The sequence below is a fragment of the Leisingera sp. JC11 genome, assembly GCF_040704725.1.
In the GTDB taxonomy this organism is placed as follows: domain Bacteria; phylum Pseudomonadota; class Alphaproteobacteria; order Rhodobacterales; family Rhodobacteraceae; genus Leisingera.
In genome coordinates this window covers 124,310-142,673 of the sequence record NZ_JBFCVS010000010.1, presented here as the reverse complement: position 1 = coordinate 142,673, position 18,364 = coordinate 124,310, and the positions used below count along the sequence as shown (strand labels likewise).

Below are 18,364 nucleotides of genomic sequence, written 5' to 3'. Positions count from 1 at the left end.
TCACATAAAAACTTGAGCCACGATTCAAAAAGCTGTGGCCATTACCAGCAATTGACAGGGAGCCTGCAGCAATGCTGCTGAGCCAAGTAATTATCAACAATCCGTCCTTGACGGATTTTTGGGCGTTGGAGCGATGTGTCTCCGCCCAGGCCCGCCGGATTCCGAAAGAAATCAGCGCGCCGCTGACCTGTGATGTGGAGCCGGAATTCCGCTGCACGCCTCGAAAGTGGGACCTGATCCTAGCTGAAGCCCACGAACGCGGCCTGCGGGCGAGGCAGGCCGCCTGAGGCCTTCCGGCCGTTTCAAGTCTAGAACAGTTCCCCGGCAGAATTAAACCTGCCGGGGATGTTTACCTTACTCAGCTGGGCTAGGCTCCGGCTGGCCTTTGATCCGCTCACGCAAGCCCTGCATCATTGCATAGAGCACCGGCACCACGATGACGCCGACGACCGTCGCCGCCAGCATTCCGCCAAAGACAGCGATACCGATGGCACGCTGGCTGGCCGCCCCTGCGCCGGATGCGACCATCAGCGGCACTACCCCCAAAAGGAAGGACAGCGCGGTCATCATCACCGCCCTGAAGCGCTGTTTGGCCGCCTCCTGTGCGGCTTCGCGGATGCTGAGGCCAGCGGCCCGCTGCTCCATTGCGAATTCGACGATCAGAATGGCGTTCTTAGATGCCAGGCCGATCAGCATGATCATCCCGATCTGCGTGTAGAGGTTGATGTCATTACCTGCCAGCGCCACAGCAGCAACCGCACCGAACAGGGCAACGATCACCGACAACAGGATCGCAACCGGCATGGTCCAGCTTTCGTATTGCCCGACCAGGAACAAGTAACCGAACAGCACCGCCATCGCCAGGATCACGGTCACCAGCCCGGCCGAGTCCAGCTGCTGCTGCGCGGTGCCGGTCCATTCAAAGGCGTATCCCGGCGGCAGCGCCGTCGCGGCTTCTTCCTGCATCACCCGGATCGCGTCGCCCGTAGACAGGCCGGGTGCCGGAACCGCAGTGACGGTCGCCGAGCGGAAGATATTGTGCCGCTTCAGCAGCACCGGCCCCAGCACGTTCTCAACGTCGATCAGGGTCGACAGCGGCACCATCTCCCCGGACTGCGCCCGCACGTACAGGCCGCCGATATCCTCGATCTTGTCGCGGTAGGAACCCTCCGCCTGCAGCATCACTTTGTAGACGCGTCCGAACAGGTTGAAGTCGTTGACATAGTAGGACCCTAGATGCGCCTGCATGGTTTGGAACACCTCGGCAATCGGCACGTTTAGCGTCTTGGCCTTTTCCCGGTCCAGGTCAACAAACACCTGGGGCACGTTGGCCCGGAAGGTGGTGTAGGACTGGGCAATCTCCGGCCGCTGGTTGGCAGAATAGACCAGTGAGCCGACCGACTGCGCCAGGTCCTGCGGCGTGCCGCCTGCGGTCTGCTGCACTGCCATTTCCACACCGGCCGACATGCCAAGGCCGGAAATCGGCGGCGGGTTGAAGGCAACGATGCTGGCCGCAGCCTCGCCGTTGGCGATGCCATAGATCTGGCCAAGGATCGCGTCCGGCTGCAACGCCTCGTCCTGCCGCTCATCCCAGGGGGTCAAGTTGGCAATGATCATCGCACCGTTGGCGCTGGCGCCGTTCAGCAGGCTGAACCCATTGACCAGCACGGTTCCCTGCACACCCGGGATCTGGCGGATCTGCTCGTCGATCCGGCTTGTCACCGTTTCGGTCCGCCCTAGTGCCGCAGCGTCGGGCAGCTGAACGTCGACAAACAGATAGCCGTTGTCCTCCAGCGGCAGGAAGCCCTTGGACGTTGTGCTGAAAACCGTTCCGGTGCCAAAGGCCACGGCTGCAATGATCGCAAGCCCGATCACCGGAAGCCGCAGCAGACGGGTCACGACGCTGAGGTAGCCGCTGCGAACCCCGCCGATCATGTTCTCGAACATCGCCAGCAGCCCTTTTGGCGGACCGGAACGGGCCTTGAGCACGATGGCGCACAGTGCAGGCGACAGCGTCAGCGCGTTGACCGAGGAGATCACCACTGCGACGGAGATGGTCACCGCAAACTGCGAATAGAGCCTGCCGGTGATACCTGGCATAAAGGTAACCGGCACAAACACTGCCAGCAGCACCAGCGTGGTGGCAATCACCGGGCCGGTGATCTGCCCCATTGCCTTGCGGGTGGCCTCAGGTGGTGACAGCCCTTCCACCGCGATGATCCGTTCGACGTTTTCCACCACGACAATGGCGTCATCCACCACGATGCCGATGGCCAGAACAAGCGCGAACAGCGAGATGGTGTTGAGCGACATGCCAAGCGCCAGCAAGAAAGCAAATGTGCCGATCAGCGAGACCGGGATTGCCACGGCCGGAATGATGGTGGCACGGAACGACCCCAGGAAGATGAACACCACTGAGATCACCAGCACAAAGGTCATCATCAGGGTGGTGATCACGTCATTCAGCGACTGTTCGACAAAATCCGTGGTATTGAACGGCACCGAGTAAGAGACATCCTCGGGGAAGGACTGCGAGAGGCGATCCATTTCCGCAAGAACAGCTTCGGACACGGCAAGCGCATTGGCGCCCGGCGCCTGATAGACCGCCAGAATTGTGGCCGGAACGCCATCGAAATAGCCGGAAGAACTGTAGTTGGAAGCCCCCAGTTCCACCTTGGCAATATCCCTCAGGCGCACCGTGCTGCCGCCTTCACCGGTGCGGATCACAATATCCTCGAACTCACTGACCTCGGTCAGACGACCCTTGGATTTGATTGTGTATTGAAACACCTGATCACCCGGCACCGGCGGTGCGCCCACCTGCCCTGCCGACACTTCTATATTCTGCTCCTGCACCGCATTGATCACGTCGCCGGGTGAAATCCCCAAGCCCGCCATCTTGTTCGGTTCCAGCCAGACCCGCATGGCATATTCAAAGTTGGTCAGGATATCCGCCTTGCCAACGCCGGCGACACGCGCCAGTGCATCCTTGATGTTGATGGCCGCATAATTTGACAGGAAGACGCTGTCATAGGACCCGTTGGGAGAGGTCAGCGCTGTCACCAGCAGCATGTTGGAGGAGCTTTTCTGGGTTACAACGCCATTCGCGTTGACCTCGGCGGGAAGAGCCGCCGTTGCCTGCGCCACCCGGTTCTGCACGTTGACGGAGGCGATATCCGGATCGGTTCCGACCTCGAACGTCACCGCCAGAGAATAGCTCCCGTTGTCAGCGGAGGTGGAGGACATGTAGAGCATCCCGTCCACCCCGTTGACCTGTGCTTCAATCGGCGCAGCGACGCTCTTTTCAACGGTTTCCGCATTGGCCCCGGTGTAGGTGGCGGTGACATTCACCACCGGCGGCGTGATTTCCGGGAACTGCGCCACCGGCAGTGCAAAATACCCGATCACCCCCATGACCGTCAGCACCAAAGAAATGACGATCGCGAATTTCGGCCTTGAAATGAATGTGGAGGAAAACATCGGTTATTCTCCAGCCTGAGCAGCCATGACCGGGTCCACCTCGACACCGGGGCGGATCTTTTGCAGCCCTTCGACAACCACGGTTTCGCCCTTGATCAGCCCGTCCAGAACGATGATCCCCGTGCCCTGCACTTCGCCCGTCGCAATGTAGCGCTGCTGCACCTGGTTGTTCTCGTCCACCACCAGAACAAACGGCCCCTGCTGATCGCGCTGGATTGCGGCCTGGCTGATGACAACGCGATCAACAGCTTCTTGCGACTGCAAGCCTACTGTAAGGAACGCGCCATCGAGAATCAGCCGGTCATCATTCTGGAACTTCGCCCGCACGGTGACAGCGCCAGTGGCGGGGTCCACGCGGTTGCCGGCAAAGGCAATCCGGCCCTTCTCCTCCAGTTCGGCCCCATTGGGCAGCACGACAAAGACTTCCGGCGCAGTTTCAGTGCTGGAGCGGTCGATACCCTCGGATTCCAGCTGCTGCAGGATCTCGACAAATTGCTTTTCGTTCAGCGAGAACGATACATAAACCGGTGCCTCGCGCACGATGTTGACCAGCGGTGCGCCGCTGGGGTTGACCACGTCGCCGATACTGACTTCGATACGCCCGACACGGCCCGAGAATGGCGCGAGAATCTCAGTGTAGCTCAGATCAAGCTCTGCCTGCTGGATGGCGGCCCGGGCAGCCCGCACCTGCGCCTCTGCCACCTGTTCATTGGCACGGGCAGTGTCGCGGTCCGTTTCCGGAACAGAGCCGCGCTCGAAAAGCTCCTGCTTACGGACCAGTTCCAGTGACGCCAGCTCAAGGCTGGCTTCCGCCTGCGCCAGTTCGGCACGGCGGCTTTCCAGCACCGCTTCATAAGCGCTGCGCTCGATCCGGAACAGAATATCCCCCTTCTCAACTTCTGCACCGTCCTGGACCAATACTTCCTCCAGGTAGCCGCTGACCCGGGCCATGATGTCGGCCTTGTCGATTGCCTCGCCCCGGCCGATGAAGGTTGCGGTGTCCTTGATCGGTTTGATCACCGCCTCCGAGACGGCCACCTTGGGTGCAGCCGCCTGCTGCTGTGCCAATGCTGGGCCTGCAGCAGACAGGCTAACAGCTGCAATAACTGCCAGCCCGGTACGGCCGGTCAGGCCCCTGTTCCAGAAACACGTCATTCTTGAGCCTTTCAACTTAAACAGAAATATTGTGTGCAGCCGATTACCCGGCCTGCTGTCCCGTATCCAAATCTTTACCCTATTGAATACCTTCCCAGCACACATCTGCAAGCTGCACACGCAAAACTCGCCTGCATCCGCCGCCATAAAGCCAAAGTTTCCAACAGGTTTCCGCAACGAAACCTTGCGTGCTCGGCGCAATTCAGAGAAACCGGAGAGTAATATTCCGGACATGGCAGCCCGCACGGCAGCACCGCGAAACAAGGAGATTCTCCGATGCAAGTAAACGGCACCCATTACCGGTCTCTCTGGTGGGATCACGGCGAAGATGCGCTGCAGATTATCGATCAGCGCTGGCTGCCGCATGAATTCCGCATTCAGCAAGTGGACACGCTGCAGGACTTTGCTGATGCCATCGTCGAGATGCGGGTGCGCGGTGCGCCCCTGATCGGCGCGACTGCCGCCTATGGCATGGCGCTGGCGATGCGGCTGGATCCGTCCGATGCGGCCATGGACCAGGCTTGGGGCTTCCTCAACGCAACCCGCCCGACCGCGATCAACCTGCGCTGGGCGCTGGACCGCTGCCGCGCCCATCTGCGTGTGCTGGCGGAAGGCGAGCGCGCCGCAGCGGCCCTGCAGCTGGCTCACGAAATCGCCGACGAGGATGTTGAAATCAACCGGTGCATCGGCATGCACGGTCTGGAACTGATCCGGCAGATCGCAGCGGGCAAGCCCGCTGGTGAGCCGGTCCGGCTGCTGACCCACTGCAACGCCGGCTGGCTGGCGACCGTTGACTGGGGCACCGCCACCAGCCCGATGTACCAGGCGCATGACGCGGGCATCCCGATACACGTCTGGATTGACGAAACCCGCCCCCGCAACCAGGGCGCGCTGACCGCCTGGGAGCTGGGCAGCCACGGCATCAGCCACAGCTACATCACCGACAACGCCGGCGGCCATCTGATGCAGCACGGGCAGGTCGATCTGGTCATCACCGGAACCGACCGCACCACCCGCCGCGGCGATGTCTGCAACAAGATCGGCACCTATCTGAAGGCGTTGGCTGCCAAGGACAACGGGGTGCCCTTCTACGTCGCCCTGCCCTCGCCGACCGTTGATTGGACGGTCTCCGACGGCGTTGGCGAAATCCCGATCGAGGAACGCAGCGAACGAGAGATCACCCATGTTCAAGGCAAGACCGAAGACGGCGCAATCGGCGTTCTCCAGGTGACGCCCGACGGCACGCCGGGCGGCAACCCGGCCTTTGATGTGACGCCGAACCGCCTGGTGACCGGGCTGATCACCGAACGCGGCGTCTGCGAAGCAACTGAAGAGGGCTTGGCCCGCCTATTCCCGGAAATGGCGGCGGCGAAATCCGCCTGATGCCGGAGGCCGCCCAATGAAACCGCCATATCACGATTGTGCCGAAGTCCGGCAGGCGGTGATTGACGCCTGCCTGGAAATGAACGCCCTCGGCATTAATCAGGGCACCTCCGGCAATGTTTCCGTACGGGCAGGAGATCACATGGTTATCACCCCGTCCGGCGTGCCCTATGAAAAATTGGCGCCTGAAGATCTTGTCTTGATTCCGCTGGACGGCAGCCCGGAGCCAGAGGGACAGCTGAAGCCCTCGACGGAATGGCCCTTTCATCAGGCGATCCTTCGGTCCAAGCCCGGGGTAAACGCCGTCGTCCACGCCCATCCCGTTTACTGCAGCGCGCTGGCAATGAACCGGCAGGTGATCCCGGCCTGCCACTACATGGTCGCGGCCTTTGGCGGCAGCGATGTGCCAGTGGCCGACTACGCGCTGTTCGGCAGTCAAAAACTCTCGGACAATGTCACTGGCGCTTTGCAGGACCGCAGCGCCTGCCTGATGGCCAACCATGGCGCGGTGACAACGGGAGAAAGCCTGCCCCGTGCGCTTTGGCGCATGGTGGAACTGGAAACACTTGCAAAGGGTTACACGGCGAGCCTGACCATCGGGCAGCCGCATATCCTGACGGATGACGAAATGGCGGAAGCCATCGCTGCCTTCGCAGACTATGGATTGAAGGACAGCCGCTGATCCTGCGCTGATGCAAAACGGAGCCGGAATGGAACACCCGCTGATCTTTGATGGTCACAACGACCTGCTGCTGCAGATTCAGTCAGGCAAAGTAACGTTCGATGAGCGCGGCTTCATGGGCTCTGGCGGCCATCACATCGACCTTTCCAAGGCCCGGTCAGGCGGTTTTGCAGGCGGGATCTTCGCCATTTTCGTTCCGGGCGATAGCGATGCCTCCTTCATGGAAGAAATGATGGCAGACAGCTACGATCTCCCCTTGCCGCCCGCCGTGGACTGGCCGCGGGCGGCACAGATCGCCCTTGCCCAGGCTGCCATCCTGATCCGGCTGGAGAGACAAGGCGCGCTCAAGATCTGCCGCACCGCGGCCAGCATTCGTGAAGCCATGCAGAGCGGTGTTATGGCCGCCGTCATGCATATGGAAGGCGCCGAGGCTATCGACCCGGACTTCCATACGCTGGAGGTGCTGCACGCCGCGGGCCTGCGCTCGCTCGGCCCGGTCTGGAGCCGCCCCACGATCTATGGCCACGGTGTTCCGTTCCGCTTTCCTTCCAGCCCGGACACCGGCCCCGGCTTGACAGCCGATGGTGTTCGTCTGGTCAAAAAATGCAATGAACTTAACGTTCTGATCGACCTCTCTCATCTGAATGAAGCCGGATTCTGGGATGTTGCCCGCTACAGCAGCAAGCCGCTGGTCGCGACCCACTCCAATGCCCACACCCTGTGTCCGCACAGCCGGAACCTGACAGACCGCCAACTGCACGCCATCCGCGACAGCGATGGTCTGGTGGGGTTGAACTTCGCCGTCGCTTTTCTGCGCGAAGATGGCCGGATGGACGCGGACACGCCGGTTGCCCGGATGATTGAACATCTCGACTATCTGATCACAGAGCTTGGCGAGGACAGGGTTGGGCTGGGTTCGGATTTTGACGGCGCAATCATACCGGATGAGATCACAGATGCCGCAGGACTGCCGGTGCTGTGTGAGGCAATGAAGGCACATGGATATGACAGCAGGCTGATGGCAAAACTTTGCCACGGCAACTGGCTGCGGATATTGGAGCGGACCTGGGCGTAACGCCGCGGCCGCCACACGTTTCCATCGCAAACATCTGATTTTAAAGGAATGCGGTGGTGCCCAAGGAGAGACTCGAACTCTCACGATGTTGCCATCGGGGGATTTTGAATCCCCTGCGTCTACCATTCCGCCACTTGGGCCGCGATCTGTTCCTAGCCAAGCAATCGGCCAAGGTCCAGAGACAAAACGGAACTCCGCCGCCGAAAATGCGCCGCGTGGCAAAATCACTGGCTGCGAAGGTTGACGGAGCGCCGCGCGCATGCCACCTCCCTTGGCAAACGCCGTTGAGGACGCAGGGCGCAGAATGCTGAAACCGCTATATGACCGGACGATGGCCCTGGCCGATCATCCCAAGGCGCTGTGGTGCCTGGCCGTTGTGGCATTTGTCGAGAGCTCGGTTTTCCCGATCCCGCCTGATGTTCTGATGATCCCGATGATCCTGGCCCGCCCGTCGCGTGCCTGGCTGGTCGCGCTGGTGGCGCTGGTCGCCTCTGTGGCCGGCGGTGTTCTTGGATATGCCATCGGCGCCTTCTTTTATGAAAGCATCGGCCAGCCGGTGCTGGAGGCCATGGGCAAGGGCAACGCCATGGCGGAATTCAACACCCGCTTCAACGACTTTGGCTTCTGGGCAGTGCTGGGCGCAGGCATCACGCCATTCCCCTACAAGGTGATCACCATCATGTCGGGCTGGACCGGGATGCCGATCGGCACCTTCATTGCCACGTCTATCCTCGCGCGGGCATTGCGTTTTTTCATCGTGGCAGGCCTACTGTGGCAATTCGGTGCCCCGGTCCGCGACTTCATTGAACGCCGCCTGGGGATGGTCTTCACCGCCTTCATGGTGATCCTGTTCGGCGGTTTCCTGATGGTGAGGTTTATCTGAATATGCACAGACTTCTGATCGCATTGGCTGCCGCAGGATCCGCTGCGCTTCTGCTGGGTGCGCTGGGATTCCAGTACATCGGTGAAATGGCGCCCTGCAAACTCTGCTACTGGCAGCGCTATCCTCATGCTGCCGCAGCAGGAATCGGCGTCCTAGCTCTGGTCATCCCCGGCGCGGTTCTGCCCTATCTGGGCGCGCTTGCTGCGCTTGCTACTGCCGGGGTTGGCGCCTACCACACTGGGATTGAGCGCGGTTGGTGGGAAGGCCCCTCCACCTGCACCTCCGGCCCGATTGGCGGGCTGTCCCCTGACCAGTTGATGGAACAGATCATGGCCGCGCCGCTGGTGCGCTGCGACGAGGTCCCCTGGGAAATGCTGTCGCTTTCCATGGCAAGCTGGAACGCCATCGCCTCCTTTGGCCTCGCGCTGCTGTGGATTGCTGCAGCCAACCACATCCGCAAGCAGGGTTAACCTTCCAGCAAGCTGCAATGCGGCCGCCAAGATATTGGCCGCATTGCAAAAGCCAATCTTAGTCAGGTGTCCTTCTTGGTCGCCAGCAACAGATTGGTTTCGCTGCTCACGACGCCTTCGAAGGTCCGGATCTTGGCGAGGGCGGCATCCAGGGTTTCCAGCGTTTCGGTGCCCAGTTCGACAATCAGATCCCAGCGTCCGTTGGTGGTGTGTATTGCCCTGACTTCCGGCAACCCCTGCAGCTGTCTGGTGATCCGGCTGGTGCCGCGGCCTTCGATCCCGATCATCATCAGCCCGCGGACCGGATCGCGCAGGACATCCTCTTTCAGCACTACGGTGAAACCCAGGATGTCCCCCCGGGCCTGAAGCCGCTCGATCCGCGCCCGCACTGTGGTCCGCGACAGGTTCAGTTCCAGCGCCAGGTCCGAAAGCGACGCCCGCGCGTTGTGCCGCAGGGCTGACACCAGCCGCTCATCCGTTTTGTCCATGCCCCACTCCGTTATGATCATTTGCCCATCATTATGGGCAAAATGATTGCTGGATTCCATCACGTTTCGGAAGTTTCTAGTATTAAACCTGAGAATTTGGGAGATCAAAACAGTGACCTCACAACACTGCATTCTGATTGGCGCCCCGGTAGACAGCGGCAAACGCAGGGCGGGCTGCCTGATGGGCCCCGACGCCTACCGCACCGCCGGCATCACCGAAGCCCTGCAGAGCCTGGGCCACACCGTTGAAGACCTCGGCAACCTGGCGCCAGACACCCACGCAGAAGACGACAACGACGGGCTGGTTTATGCCCGCAACGAGACCATCGGCTGGACCTCGCGCCTGGCGCAGGCCGCCGAAAATGCGCTGCCGCGCGGCATGCCGGTCTTCCTCGGCGGCGATCACTCGCTGTCGCTGGGTTCCGTGGCTGGAGCCGCCAATCATGCCGCCAAGGCGGGCCGGCCGCTGTTCGTCCTCTGGCTTGACGCGCATACCGACTTCCACACACCGCAGACGACGGACAGCGGTAACCTGCACGGAACACCGGTTGGATACTTCACTGGGCGCAACGGCTTCGAAGGTTTTCCTGAAGTGACCAACCCGGTGCCGCAGGAAAACGTCTGCATGATCGGCCTTCGCTCTGTCGATACGCAGGAGCGGCTCGCGCTGGAAGGCAGCAGCATCCGCACCCACGACATGCGCCACATTGATGAGAACGGAATCGCCGGTCCGCTGAACCAGTTCCTGGAGCTGGTCGCAAAGGCCAACGGCATGCTGCATGTATCGCTGGACGTCGATTTCCTGGACCCGTCCGTGGCCCCGGCTGTCGGCACCACAGTGCCCGGCGGCGCTACCGTGAGGGAGGCGCATCTGGTTTGTGAAATCCTGCATGATTCCGGCCTGATGACCTCGCTGGACCTCGTGGAACTGAACCCCTTCCTGGACGAGCGCGGCCGCACCGCGCATCTGATGGTGGACCTCTGCGCATCTGCGCTTGGCCGCCGCGTCTTCGACCGCCCGACCCGGAGCTACCAATGAGCAGCCTGCAAGCTCCCTCTGCCGTGGTGATGATCCGGCCCCACCACTTTTGCTCGAACCCGGAAACAAAGAGTGATAACGCCTTCCAAACGCTGGCAAATACTTCGGCTGAGGCTACGTCTGCCCAGGCGCTGGCAGAGTTTGACGGCGCGGTGGAAACCCTTCGCGGTGCCGGTGTCATCGTGCATGCCTTTGATGACACCACCATTGAAACGCCGGACAGCGTTTTCCCGAATAACTGGTTCTCCACCCATGCAGGCGGCCATGTTGCGGTGTACCCGATGTACGCCGAGAACCGCCGCAAGGAACGCCGCTGGGACGTGATCGAACTTCTGAAACGCGACTACCGCGTGCAGGACGTGATCGACTACTCCGGCCTGGAACAGGACGGCCTATCGCTGGAAGGCACCGGCGCGATGGTGCTCGACCATATCGGGCGGATTGCCTACACGGTGAAATCCAACCGCGCCGACCCGGTGTTGCTGGAACGCTTCTGCACCCATTTCAACTTTGAACCCATGGTGTTCGAAGCCAAGGACAATGCCGGCCGCGACGTATATCATACTAATGTCCTGATGGGCATCGGCACCGAATACGCGCTGATTTGCCTGGATATGATCGTTGATCCCGTCCGCCGTGCTGAGGTTGCGGCACGGCTGGAGGAGACAGGCCGCCGGGTCATTGACCTGACGCCGGGTCAGATCGTCAGTTTTGCGGGCAACGCTCTGGAGTTAACAGGCCGCAGACGCCTTCTGGCACTATCTGCCAAAGCCCTGAAGGCGCTGAGACCAGACCAGATTTCGATTATTGAGCAAAGCGCCGAGCCGCTGCCCCTGACCATTCCCACCATCGAAACTGCAGGCGGGTCGGTGCGCTGCATGCTGGCAGGCATCCACCTCAGCCCCCGTGAAAGGAAAGCCGCATGACACAGCCTTCGGATAAGGCCCTGGTGCCTTTTGTCAGCGTCGACAACATGATGCGCCTCATTCATCACGTTGGCATCGAACAAATGCTGCGCGATCTTGCGGACTATGTCGAACAGGACTTCAAGCGTTGGGAGCTGTTCGACAAGACCCCGCGCGTTGCCAGCCACTCAGACGTCGGCGTGATCGAACTGATGCCGACCTCGGATGGTGAGGCCTATGGCTTCAAATATGTGAACGGCCACCCCAAGAACACTTCCGAAGGGCTGCAGACCGTCACCGCCTTCGGCCTTCTGGCGGATGTTTATACCGGTTATCCGGTGCTGCTGACCGAAATGACCATGCTGACCGCCCTGCGCACCGCCGCCACATCAGCAATGGCCGCCAAATATCTGGCGCCAAAAGGTGCCACCACCATGGCAATGATCGGCAACGGCGCCCAGTCGGAGTTCCAGACCCTGGCGATGAAGGCGATCATCGGCCTGAAGTCCGTGCGTCTTTATGACAAAGATTCCGCTGCCACAGAGAAATGCGCCCGCAACCTGCAAGGCCTGGGGATTGAGGTTGTCAGCTGCAGGACACCGGAAGAAGCTATTGAAGGCGCGCAGATTCTCACCACCTGCACCGCGGACAAGCAGTATGCCACCATCCTGACCGACAACATGGTCGGCAGCGGCGTCCATATCAACGCGATCGGCGGCGACTGCCCCGGCAAGACAGAACTGGCCGCAGGCATTCTCAGCCGCTCCGACGTGTTTGTCGAATACCCGCCGCAAACCCGGATCGAAGGCGAAATCCAGCAGATGCCGGAGGACTTTGCCGTGACCGAGCTGTGGGAAGTCATCGCTGGCAAGAAGCAGGGCCGCACCGGCGACCGCCAGATTACCCTGTTCGACAGCGTCGGCTTCGCGATCGAGGATTTCTCGGCACTGCGCTACATCCGCGACCGTATCAAGGGCACCGACTACTTCATCGATCTCGACATGCTCGCAGACCCGGATGACCCGCGCGACCTGTTCGGCATGCTTCAGCGCGCCAAGGTCTAAACCAGGCCCCCTGTGCCGGCTGGAACAGATTCGGGTATGGGGGCCAGCTTTTCGCCCCTGTTTTGCTTCACGCCGGCAGGAAGCGCCTCTGCGTAAAAAACTTTTGGGGAACCAATCTGCGCTTCAGGCGTCTTGATTGGGATAGCAGCCTGCCGCTGCTTCTGGACACGTCCCCAAAATGTCCAACACCTTGCCCCCGCCTCTGTCCCGGCGGGGGCCTTTTCATTTCCGGAAGCCTTCTGCAAGCAAATGCACTGGAACCTTTTGCCTGCCCAACCGTTGACCCGGCAGACAGCGCTGCCGTCAGCGCGCAACCGGAACAGGGCAAGAGACATGCTGAGCTGAGCAATCACATTCCTGATCGTGGCAGCCATAGCCGCGGATTTCGGGTTCAACGGTATTGCTGCCGCATCTGCTGGCGCAGCGAAGATCCTGTTTGTGATCTTCCTGGTGCTGTTCGCCGTTTCCGCCGTTGCGCGTCTCGCCCGCAGGTAATCTACACCGACCCGCCCACCGAACCAAAGTCAGACGCAGAGGACACAAAGCATGACCGCTAAAGCTGAAACCAAACAGTTTTCCGACGCTAAATCCGCAACCAGTGACCCCGGGGCCGACCGGCTGGCAGACCGTGCAAAAGAGCAAGCTGCACAAACCGTTCAGAAGGCGCAGGAAAATTTGGAGGCCGGAATTGACTACAGCAAAGGCGAAATCGAACGCCTGGCCAGTCAGTCTCAGGACTTCATCAAGAAGAACCCGGGCCTGGCCGTGGCTGGCGCGCTTGGCGCCGGTATCCTGCTCGGGCTGGCGTTGCGCAAACGGTACTGAACCGCCTGCAGTCACTCAATTTCCGGAAGGCCGCGCAGACTGCGCGGCTTTTTCCTTTCCGCTCATGGCGCTGCTGCCCGCCCAGTCTCCAAAGGAGCAATTTGGCGGCAGCCGAGGGAACCTTATCCGCCCTGCCCGCGTTCTCTCATCAGAAGCATATATCCAAGGGAGAAGATCATGGAATATGGACTAATTGGCCTGCTTGTCATGGCAGCAGACGTCTACGCGATCGTCAAGGCCGTGTCCTCTGGCGCTTCCACCGCAGCCAAGGTTCTGTGGGTGCTGCTGATCCTCCTGCTGCCGGTTCTAGGCTTCATCATCTGGCTGATTGCCGGTCCGAAATCTTCCGCCGCTCACATCTGACCATTTCGCCGAACCGATCCGCAGGGCTGGCTCCGGCAGGGCCAGTCCGTTTTTGCCCCGCAGGGGGCCTGACACGGCTTTTCCCGCGTTAGTTCAATGTGCGGCTATTAGAAAGGCAAGGAAAATGACCACTACTACCGATCTGGAACAGCAGGCGCGCGCACAGGCCGCCAGTTTAGGGCGCAAGGCAAAGTCCGCGGTGACGGAAAAAGTTCGCGAGGCCACGGATGCCGCGCAATCTCAGGCCGCGCATGAGGTGCAGGCAGCCGCGGACGCGGCCGGCGCTGCTGCTGATGCCTTTACTCGCGGCTCAGTCCAAGCCCAGGCTGCACAGATGGTGGCTGGTCATTTGGAGGATGCGGCCCATCGTGTCCGTGCGCTGGACATCGAGCAGACGGTTCAGGATGTTAGCGCCTTCGCTCGCCGCAATCCGCTTCTGTTTCTCAGCGCTGCTGCCTTGGCCGGGTTCGCTGCCATCCGTTTTCTGAAAGCCCGCGAACCGTTGCATGCCAGCCTTCACGAAACAGGCGGCGCTTTGTCTCCGGCACATGGGGGAACCCGCCATGGCACTTCGTGAATTGAACGCGGCACCCGAACTGTTCATCGAAACGCTTCGCCATTTCGCAGCCTTGCTGCGCAGCGAGGCGGAACTTGCCAAAGGCGAACTGAAAGAAAAAGCCGCGCGCGCCGGAGCCGGGCTTGCCTGTATGGCGATCGCAGCCATTCTCGCACTGACAGGCCTGCATGTCCTTGCCGCAGCACTTGTTGCCTGGATCGCCGCTGCTGGTTTGTCCCCCGGAGTGTCTGCGCTGATCGTCGGCGGCGCATTTCTGGCCGGTGCCGCGTGCCTTCTCGTGGCGGGCAAATCCCGGCTCAGCAGCGAAGCGCTTTTGCCGTCGCGCACCATCCGCAATGTGAAACGAGACGCTGCCAGCATCAAGGAGGCCGCAAATGCCCGGAACTGACAGTCTTGAACAGCAAGTCGACGCAGACCGCCGCCGCCTGGCCGCCTCGCTGTCTGGCCTGAGCAGCACCCTTGCGCCGCGCTCCGTCACGGAACAGCTGACCGCCGCCGCACAGGGCTACGGCGGCCAGCTGGGCCATCAGGCTGTGGCTGCTGCCAAACGCAATCCTGCGGCACTGGTCCTGGCAGGAGCAGGGCTCGCGCTCATGTTCACCGGAACCGGTGCCCGCCGGCACGGCCCCGCACCCGAACCGGCTGCTCTCCCGCCCGAGGCCGCCTTTGCCGGTTTCGATGACCGTGTCGCCGCGGCGGATGCTGCCATGAAAAAGGAGATGACCGGTATGAGTGAAGAAAGCTTCCGTACCAGCAAGATGCGTGAAACCTTGAACGCAGGCCTGGACGCGCTGCCCGATGCCGCCCGCGAACGTGTCCTCAAGGCCCGGACGGCTGCGCTGCAGGCCCAGGAAAAAGTCGAAGCCCACGCGGCAGACCTAGCAGCACAGGGCCGTACCTTCTATGATCAGAACCCTCTGGCCGCAGGTGCCATCGCGCTTGGTCTCGGCGCGCTGATCGGAGCGCTACTGCCCGCCACCCGCCGCGAGGACGAGCTGCTTGGCGCCCACCGTGATGCGCTGGCGGCCAAAGCTGAAGCGGCCCTGCGCGAGGAAATGGACAAGCTGTACCAGAAGGCCAGCGCCCAGCTGGATCCGGCGGAGAGCTATGAGCCGCCGCAAACCACGGCCAGCTGACCGCGATGCCTGGATTTCTGAAAACTGCTCTCAGCGGCCGGGGGGTCCGTGTGATGCTGATGATCCTGACGGTCATCAGCATCACTGCTGCCTTGCAACTGGCCCAGCAGATCCTGGCTCCGATGAGCTTTGCGCTTGTGCTGGGGGTTGTGGTGTCGCCGCTGGCCGACAAGCTGGCCCGCTACGGAGTGCCGCGGCTGGCGATTGCCTTGTCACTGCTCCTGCTGTGCACGCTTTTTGTCGCAATCATCCTGCTTCTGATCGAACCGCTTATCAACGTCCTGATTGAGGAACTGCCCCGCATCAAGTCGGTTATGGCAGGCTTGATTGACCGCGCCTCCTCGCTGCTGCGCGGCATTGAGACCATCAGCCAGGAGATAGAGGAAAGCGTCGGCGCCGAGGCAGTGGAACCGCAAACCGCTATCCCTTCGGTGGGTGACGCCCTGTGGCTGGCGCCCAGCTTTGTCTCCCAGGTTTTCATCTTCGTGGGCACATTGTTTTTCTTTACCCTGACCCGCAACGATCTCTACCGGATGACGGGACCGCTGAAGGACAGGCTGAAACACGCGGATACCGTTGTAGCCCGCTACTTTGCCGCCATAACTCTGGTGAACACCGGCCTTGGTGCTGTTACCGCAGCTGCCATGATGGCGTTTGGCGTCGAATACGCGCTCCTTTGGGGTTTGGCGGCCGGGCTTCTGAACTACGTTCTCTACCTCGGCCCGCTGCTGATGGCGGTAAGTTTGACCATCGCAGGAATGCTGCAATTTCACGGCATATACGCCGTGCTGCCGCCGCTCGCCTTTCTGCTGATCAATCTGGCAGAGGCCAATATCGTGACCCCCCTGGTCGTAGGCCAGCGCATGGCGATCAACCCCTTGCTGATCTTCCTGGCAATTGTCTTTGGCCTATGGCTGTGGGGACCGGTCGGCGCTTTTGTAACGCTGCCGCTGCTGCTTTGGCTCGGTGTTCTGCTGGATCCTCAGCCCGGCGCTCGGAAACTGGACGCGGATGATCCGCTAAGCAAAGCCATGTAACAGCCTACCGTCCGCCGCGCGGCGGGCAGCTGCCGGCTTCATTCAACCCTTTGCTGATCGTCCAACAAATTTTCGCCGCCATCCACTCCCTCGCGTTCCCTCTCCGCCGCTTCTGCCACTGCCAGTTCCGCCCGTGCAGGATCGGCAGCCTCCGGCAGGTCCGCAATAGCAGCCTTTGCGGTGCGGTATTCTTCAGCAGGCCCTGCCGAGGGTGGCAGCGCAGCCTGTCCGCGATCCAAACGCACCCGGTAAGTCGGCTCCGGCAGGCCGAATCCCGCAGCTTCCATCGCCAGCTTGGCGGCCCGGATCGCCTCGCCGCGCGCCTTGGCGAAATCCACTCTGGTCTGGTCCACCCAGCCGGTGAAGGTCAGGATCACGTTGGAATCGCCAACCTCGCTGATCCAGGCGCCAACCTCCGGCTCTTTCAGAACAAACTGCTGCGCCTCCAATGCGGCAACGGCCGTGGCCAGCGCCGCCGCCAGATCCGCATCCGCATCAACCCCCAAATCAAAACCAAAACGGCGCCGGGGGTCGCGGGTGAAATTCACGATACGGCCCTTGAACACGGTCGCATTCGGAATGCGGATATGGTTGCCCTCGGGCGATATCAGAATGGTCGCGCGCGAGGTCAGCCGCGCCACGGTCCCCTGATCCCCCTGAATGTCGACAAAGTCATTCGGCCGGAACGGCTGCCGCAGGCTGAGAAGGATAGACGCAATGAAATTCTCCACCGTATCGCGCACCGCAAAGCCAAGCGCCAGGCCAACAACACCGGCAGCGCCCAGGACCGCACCGATCAGCGCTGTGGCATTCAGGATATCCAGCGCCAGCACCAGCCCCGTCAGAATGAACAGAATCCGCGCCACCGCCCGGTAGACATCAGCGATAAAGGCGTTGGGGGCCAGCCGGGTCCAGATGCCGATCCGGGTGGTGAGCAGCCAGCCCCCGGCCGCGACCACCAGAAAGGCCGTCAGGGCGACCAGAAAGATCGGCCCGTTTGCCAGAATGTTCCGCGTCCGTCCTGCGATCCGCTCCATCGCCGGTGCCAGCCGTTCCTCCAGGGTGCCGCTGATTTCCGTTTCGTTTTCGATCGCGACCACGCCGGCGACGCGGTTGATAATCTGAGTCAGACGGTCCTGCGCTGCATTGTCGATCACCTGCCCGGTGACCCTGACAACACCTTCCGTCACCGACACCTCGACACCGCCGAAACCATCGATTTGGCCCAATAGCTTTTCAATCCGGCTGAGGATCTCGCTGTCGCGCACCGCCTCGGCGCCCACTTCGATCTGGCCGTCTGTCTGAACCGGGCCGTCTGCCGACTGTGCGAGGCCGCCAACCGCGGAGAAAGCAAGAATTGCTGCCGCCGCCAGAGCGAAAACCGCCTGCATCCTCACCCGGTTTGCACTCGATGAATTACCCGTACCCTGTTCACGGTTCAATTCAAGTTCCTCCACAGCACATAATCACATTGGCAAATGCGTGCCCCGCCCCGCGGCGAGCTGCCGGATGGATGGAGGCTGAACATTGCTTAAAGCAGAATGAACGGCTTGAACACGCCTGCTGCTAACTCCCTCAGCCTCTGAAACAAGTTGCTCCTGACATTCTCAGCGCGTTGCCGCGGATTTTTCAGTCGGCCGGCGGCACGAACACAAGAAACCGCAGCCCCAGACCCGATTGTTCTGTGACAATTCAAGAATCCGGATGGCGCGGCGGGCAAGAGCAGAAAGTAACAGCATTTCTCAAACAAGCGCTCGGGGGAAATTGCGCCTGCCCCCTTAATTTCTTGAACTTAATGGAAG

Annotated in this window: 20 protein-coding genes and 1 tRNA gene; 16 read left to right on the top strand and 5 right to left on the bottom strand. The window is 61.2% G+C overall.

The features are described 5' to 3' along the window. The first annotated feature begins 71 nt into the window (after positions 1–71). Complete coding sequence (locus AB1A62_RS13095) at positions 72–287, top strand: hypothetical protein (RefSeq protein WP_174149313.1); 216 nt, start codon at positions 72–74, stop codon at positions 285–287. 67 nt (positions 288–354) lie between these two features. Here the strand turns inward: AB1A62_RS13095 and AB1A62_RS13090 are convergent, their stop codons facing one another. After that, the gene (locus AB1A62_RS13090; RefSeq protein ID WP_366661901.1) at positions 355–3,480 is read right to left on the bottom strand and encodes a multidrug efflux RND transporter permease subunit; all 3,126 of its coding nucleotides are present in this window, start codon (positions 3,478–3,480) and stop codon (positions 355–357) included. Positions 3,481–3,483: 3 nt separating this feature from the next. Then, a complete protein-coding gene (locus tag AB1A62_RS13085; RefSeq protein WP_366661900.1) occupies positions 3,484–4,548 on the bottom strand; it encodes an efflux RND transporter periplasmic adaptor subunit in 1,065 nt (354 codons plus the stop codon). Positions 4,549–4,911: 363 nt separating this feature from the next. Here AB1A62_RS13085 and mtnA point away from each other — a divergent pair, with 363 nt between their 5' ends. From mtnA to AB1A62_RS13070, 3 genes are read left to right on the top strand one after another with little or no spacing between them, the layout of a single operon-like run. Beyond that, positions 4,912–6,018 (top strand): S-methyl-5-thioribose-1-phosphate isomerase, encoded by a 1,107-nt coding sequence (gene mtnA, locus AB1A62_RS13080; RefSeq protein WP_366661899.1) that lies wholly within the window; start codon positions 4,912–4,914, stop codon positions 6,016–6,018. Positions 6,019–6,034: 16 nt separating this feature from the next. Next, entirely contained in the window at positions 6,035–6,700 is a 666-nt protein-coding gene (locus tag AB1A62_RS13075) for a class II aldolase/adducin family protein (protein WP_366661898.1), read from the top strand. A 28-nt stretch (positions 6,701–6,728) separates the two neighbouring features. Then, a complete protein-coding gene (locus AB1A62_RS13070) occupies positions 6,729–7,775 on the top strand; it encodes a dipeptidase (RefSeq protein WP_366661897.1) in 1,047 nt (348 codons plus the stop codon). A 54-nt stretch (positions 7,776–7,829) separates the two neighbouring features. On the opposite strand, the gene AB1A62_RS13065 is transcribed toward AB1A62_RS13070, so the two are convergent. Next, positions 7,830–7,915, bottom strand: a tRNA-Leu gene (locus tag AB1A62_RS13065). A gap of 164 nt (positions 7,916–8,079) precedes the next feature. Here AB1A62_RS13065 and AB1A62_RS13060 point away from each other — a divergent pair. Both AB1A62_RS13060 and AB1A62_RS13055 read left to right on the top strand, forming a co-directional pair. Beyond that, positions 8,080–8,658 (top strand): YqaA family protein, encoded by a 579-nt coding sequence (locus AB1A62_RS13060; protein ID WP_366661896.1) that lies wholly within the window; start codon positions 8,080–8,082, stop codon positions 8,656–8,658. Positions 8,659–8,660: 2 nt separating this feature from the next. Beyond that, positions 8,661–9,128: a disulfide bond formation protein B gene (locus AB1A62_RS13055; protein ID WP_366661895.1), complete on the top strand. Its 468-nt coding sequence runs from the start codon at positions 8,661–8,663 to the stop codon at positions 9,126–9,128. A 62-nt stretch (positions 9,129–9,190) separates the two neighbouring features. Here AB1A62_RS13055 and AB1A62_RS13050 read toward each other — a convergent pair whose 3' ends face one another. Further along, entirely contained in the window at positions 9,191–9,616 is a 426-nt protein-coding gene (locus AB1A62_RS13050) for an Lrp/AsnC family transcriptional regulator (protein ID WP_065267363.1), read from the bottom strand. A 112-nt stretch (positions 9,617–9,728) separates the two neighbouring features. Between AB1A62_RS13050 and rocF the strand changes: the two genes are divergently transcribed. The 10 genes from rocF (at position 9,729) to AB1A62_RS13000 (ending at position 16,562) form a co-directional block, all read left to right on the top strand. Beyond that, positions 9,729–10,655 carry an arginase gene (rocF, locus tag AB1A62_RS13045; protein WP_366661894.1) on the top strand — a complete coding sequence of 309 codons (927 nt, stop codon included), beginning with the start codon at positions 9,729–9,731 and terminating at the stop codon, positions 10,653–10,655. Further along, the gene (ctlX, locus tag AB1A62_RS13040; protein WP_366661893.1) at positions 10,652–11,581 is read left to right on the top strand and encodes a citrulline utilization hydrolase CtlX; all 930 of its coding nucleotides are present in this window, start codon (positions 10,652–10,654) and stop codon (positions 11,579–11,581) included. The genes rocF and ctlX overlap by 4 nt, the downstream gene beginning before the upstream one ends. Next, complete coding sequence (locus tag AB1A62_RS13035; protein ID WP_366661892.1) at positions 11,578–12,624, top strand: ornithine cyclodeaminase; 1,047 nt, start codon at positions 11,578–11,580, stop codon at positions 12,622–12,624. Before ctlX ends, AB1A62_RS13035 begins: the two co-directional genes overlap by 4 nt. 348 nt (positions 12,625–12,972) lie before the next feature. Further along, complete coding sequence (locus AB1A62_RS13030) at positions 12,973–13,119, top strand: DUF1328 family protein (RefSeq protein WP_366661934.1); 147 nt, start codon at positions 12,973–12,975, stop codon at positions 13,117–13,119. 51 nt (positions 13,120–13,170) lie between these two features. After that, entirely contained in the window at positions 13,171–13,449 is a 279-nt protein-coding gene (locus AB1A62_RS13025; protein ID WP_366661891.1) for a hypothetical protein, read from the top strand. A gap of 177 nt (positions 13,450–13,626) precedes the next feature. Next, positions 13,627–13,812, top strand: a complete 186-nt coding sequence (locus tag AB1A62_RS13020) for a PLDc N-terminal domain-containing protein (RefSeq protein ID WP_366661890.1) — start codon at positions 13,627–13,629, stop codon at positions 13,810–13,812. Positions 13,813–13,936: 124 nt separating this feature from the next. After that, complete coding sequence (locus AB1A62_RS13015) at positions 13,937–14,389, top strand: hypothetical protein (RefSeq protein WP_366661889.1); 453 nt, start codon at positions 13,937–13,939, stop codon at positions 14,387–14,389. Then, complete coding sequence (locus AB1A62_RS13010; protein ID WP_366661888.1) at positions 14,376–14,777, top strand: phage holin family protein; 402 nt, start codon at positions 14,376–14,378, stop codon at positions 14,775–14,777. The genes AB1A62_RS13015 and AB1A62_RS13010 overlap by 14 nt, the downstream gene beginning before the upstream one ends. Next, on the top strand, positions 14,764–15,525 hold the full coding sequence (locus AB1A62_RS13005) for a hypothetical protein (RefSeq protein WP_366661887.1): 762 nt from the start codon (positions 14,764–14,766) through the stop codon (positions 15,523–15,525). Before AB1A62_RS13010 ends, AB1A62_RS13005 begins: the two co-directional genes overlap by 14 nt. A gap of 53 nt (positions 15,526–15,578) precedes the next feature. After that, a complete protein-coding gene (locus AB1A62_RS13000; RefSeq protein ID WP_366661886.1) occupies positions 15,579–16,562 on the top strand; it encodes an AI-2E family transporter in 984 nt (327 codons plus the stop codon). Between the two features lie 38 nt (positions 16,563–16,600). Here the strand turns inward: AB1A62_RS13000 and AB1A62_RS12995 are convergent, their stop codons facing one another. Beyond that, positions 16,601–17,953: a mechanosensitive ion channel domain-containing protein gene (locus tag AB1A62_RS12995; protein ID WP_366661885.1), complete on the bottom strand. Its 1,353-nt coding sequence runs from the start codon at positions 17,951–17,953 to the stop codon at positions 16,601–16,603. Positions 17,954–18,364 lie beyond the last annotated feature (411 nt).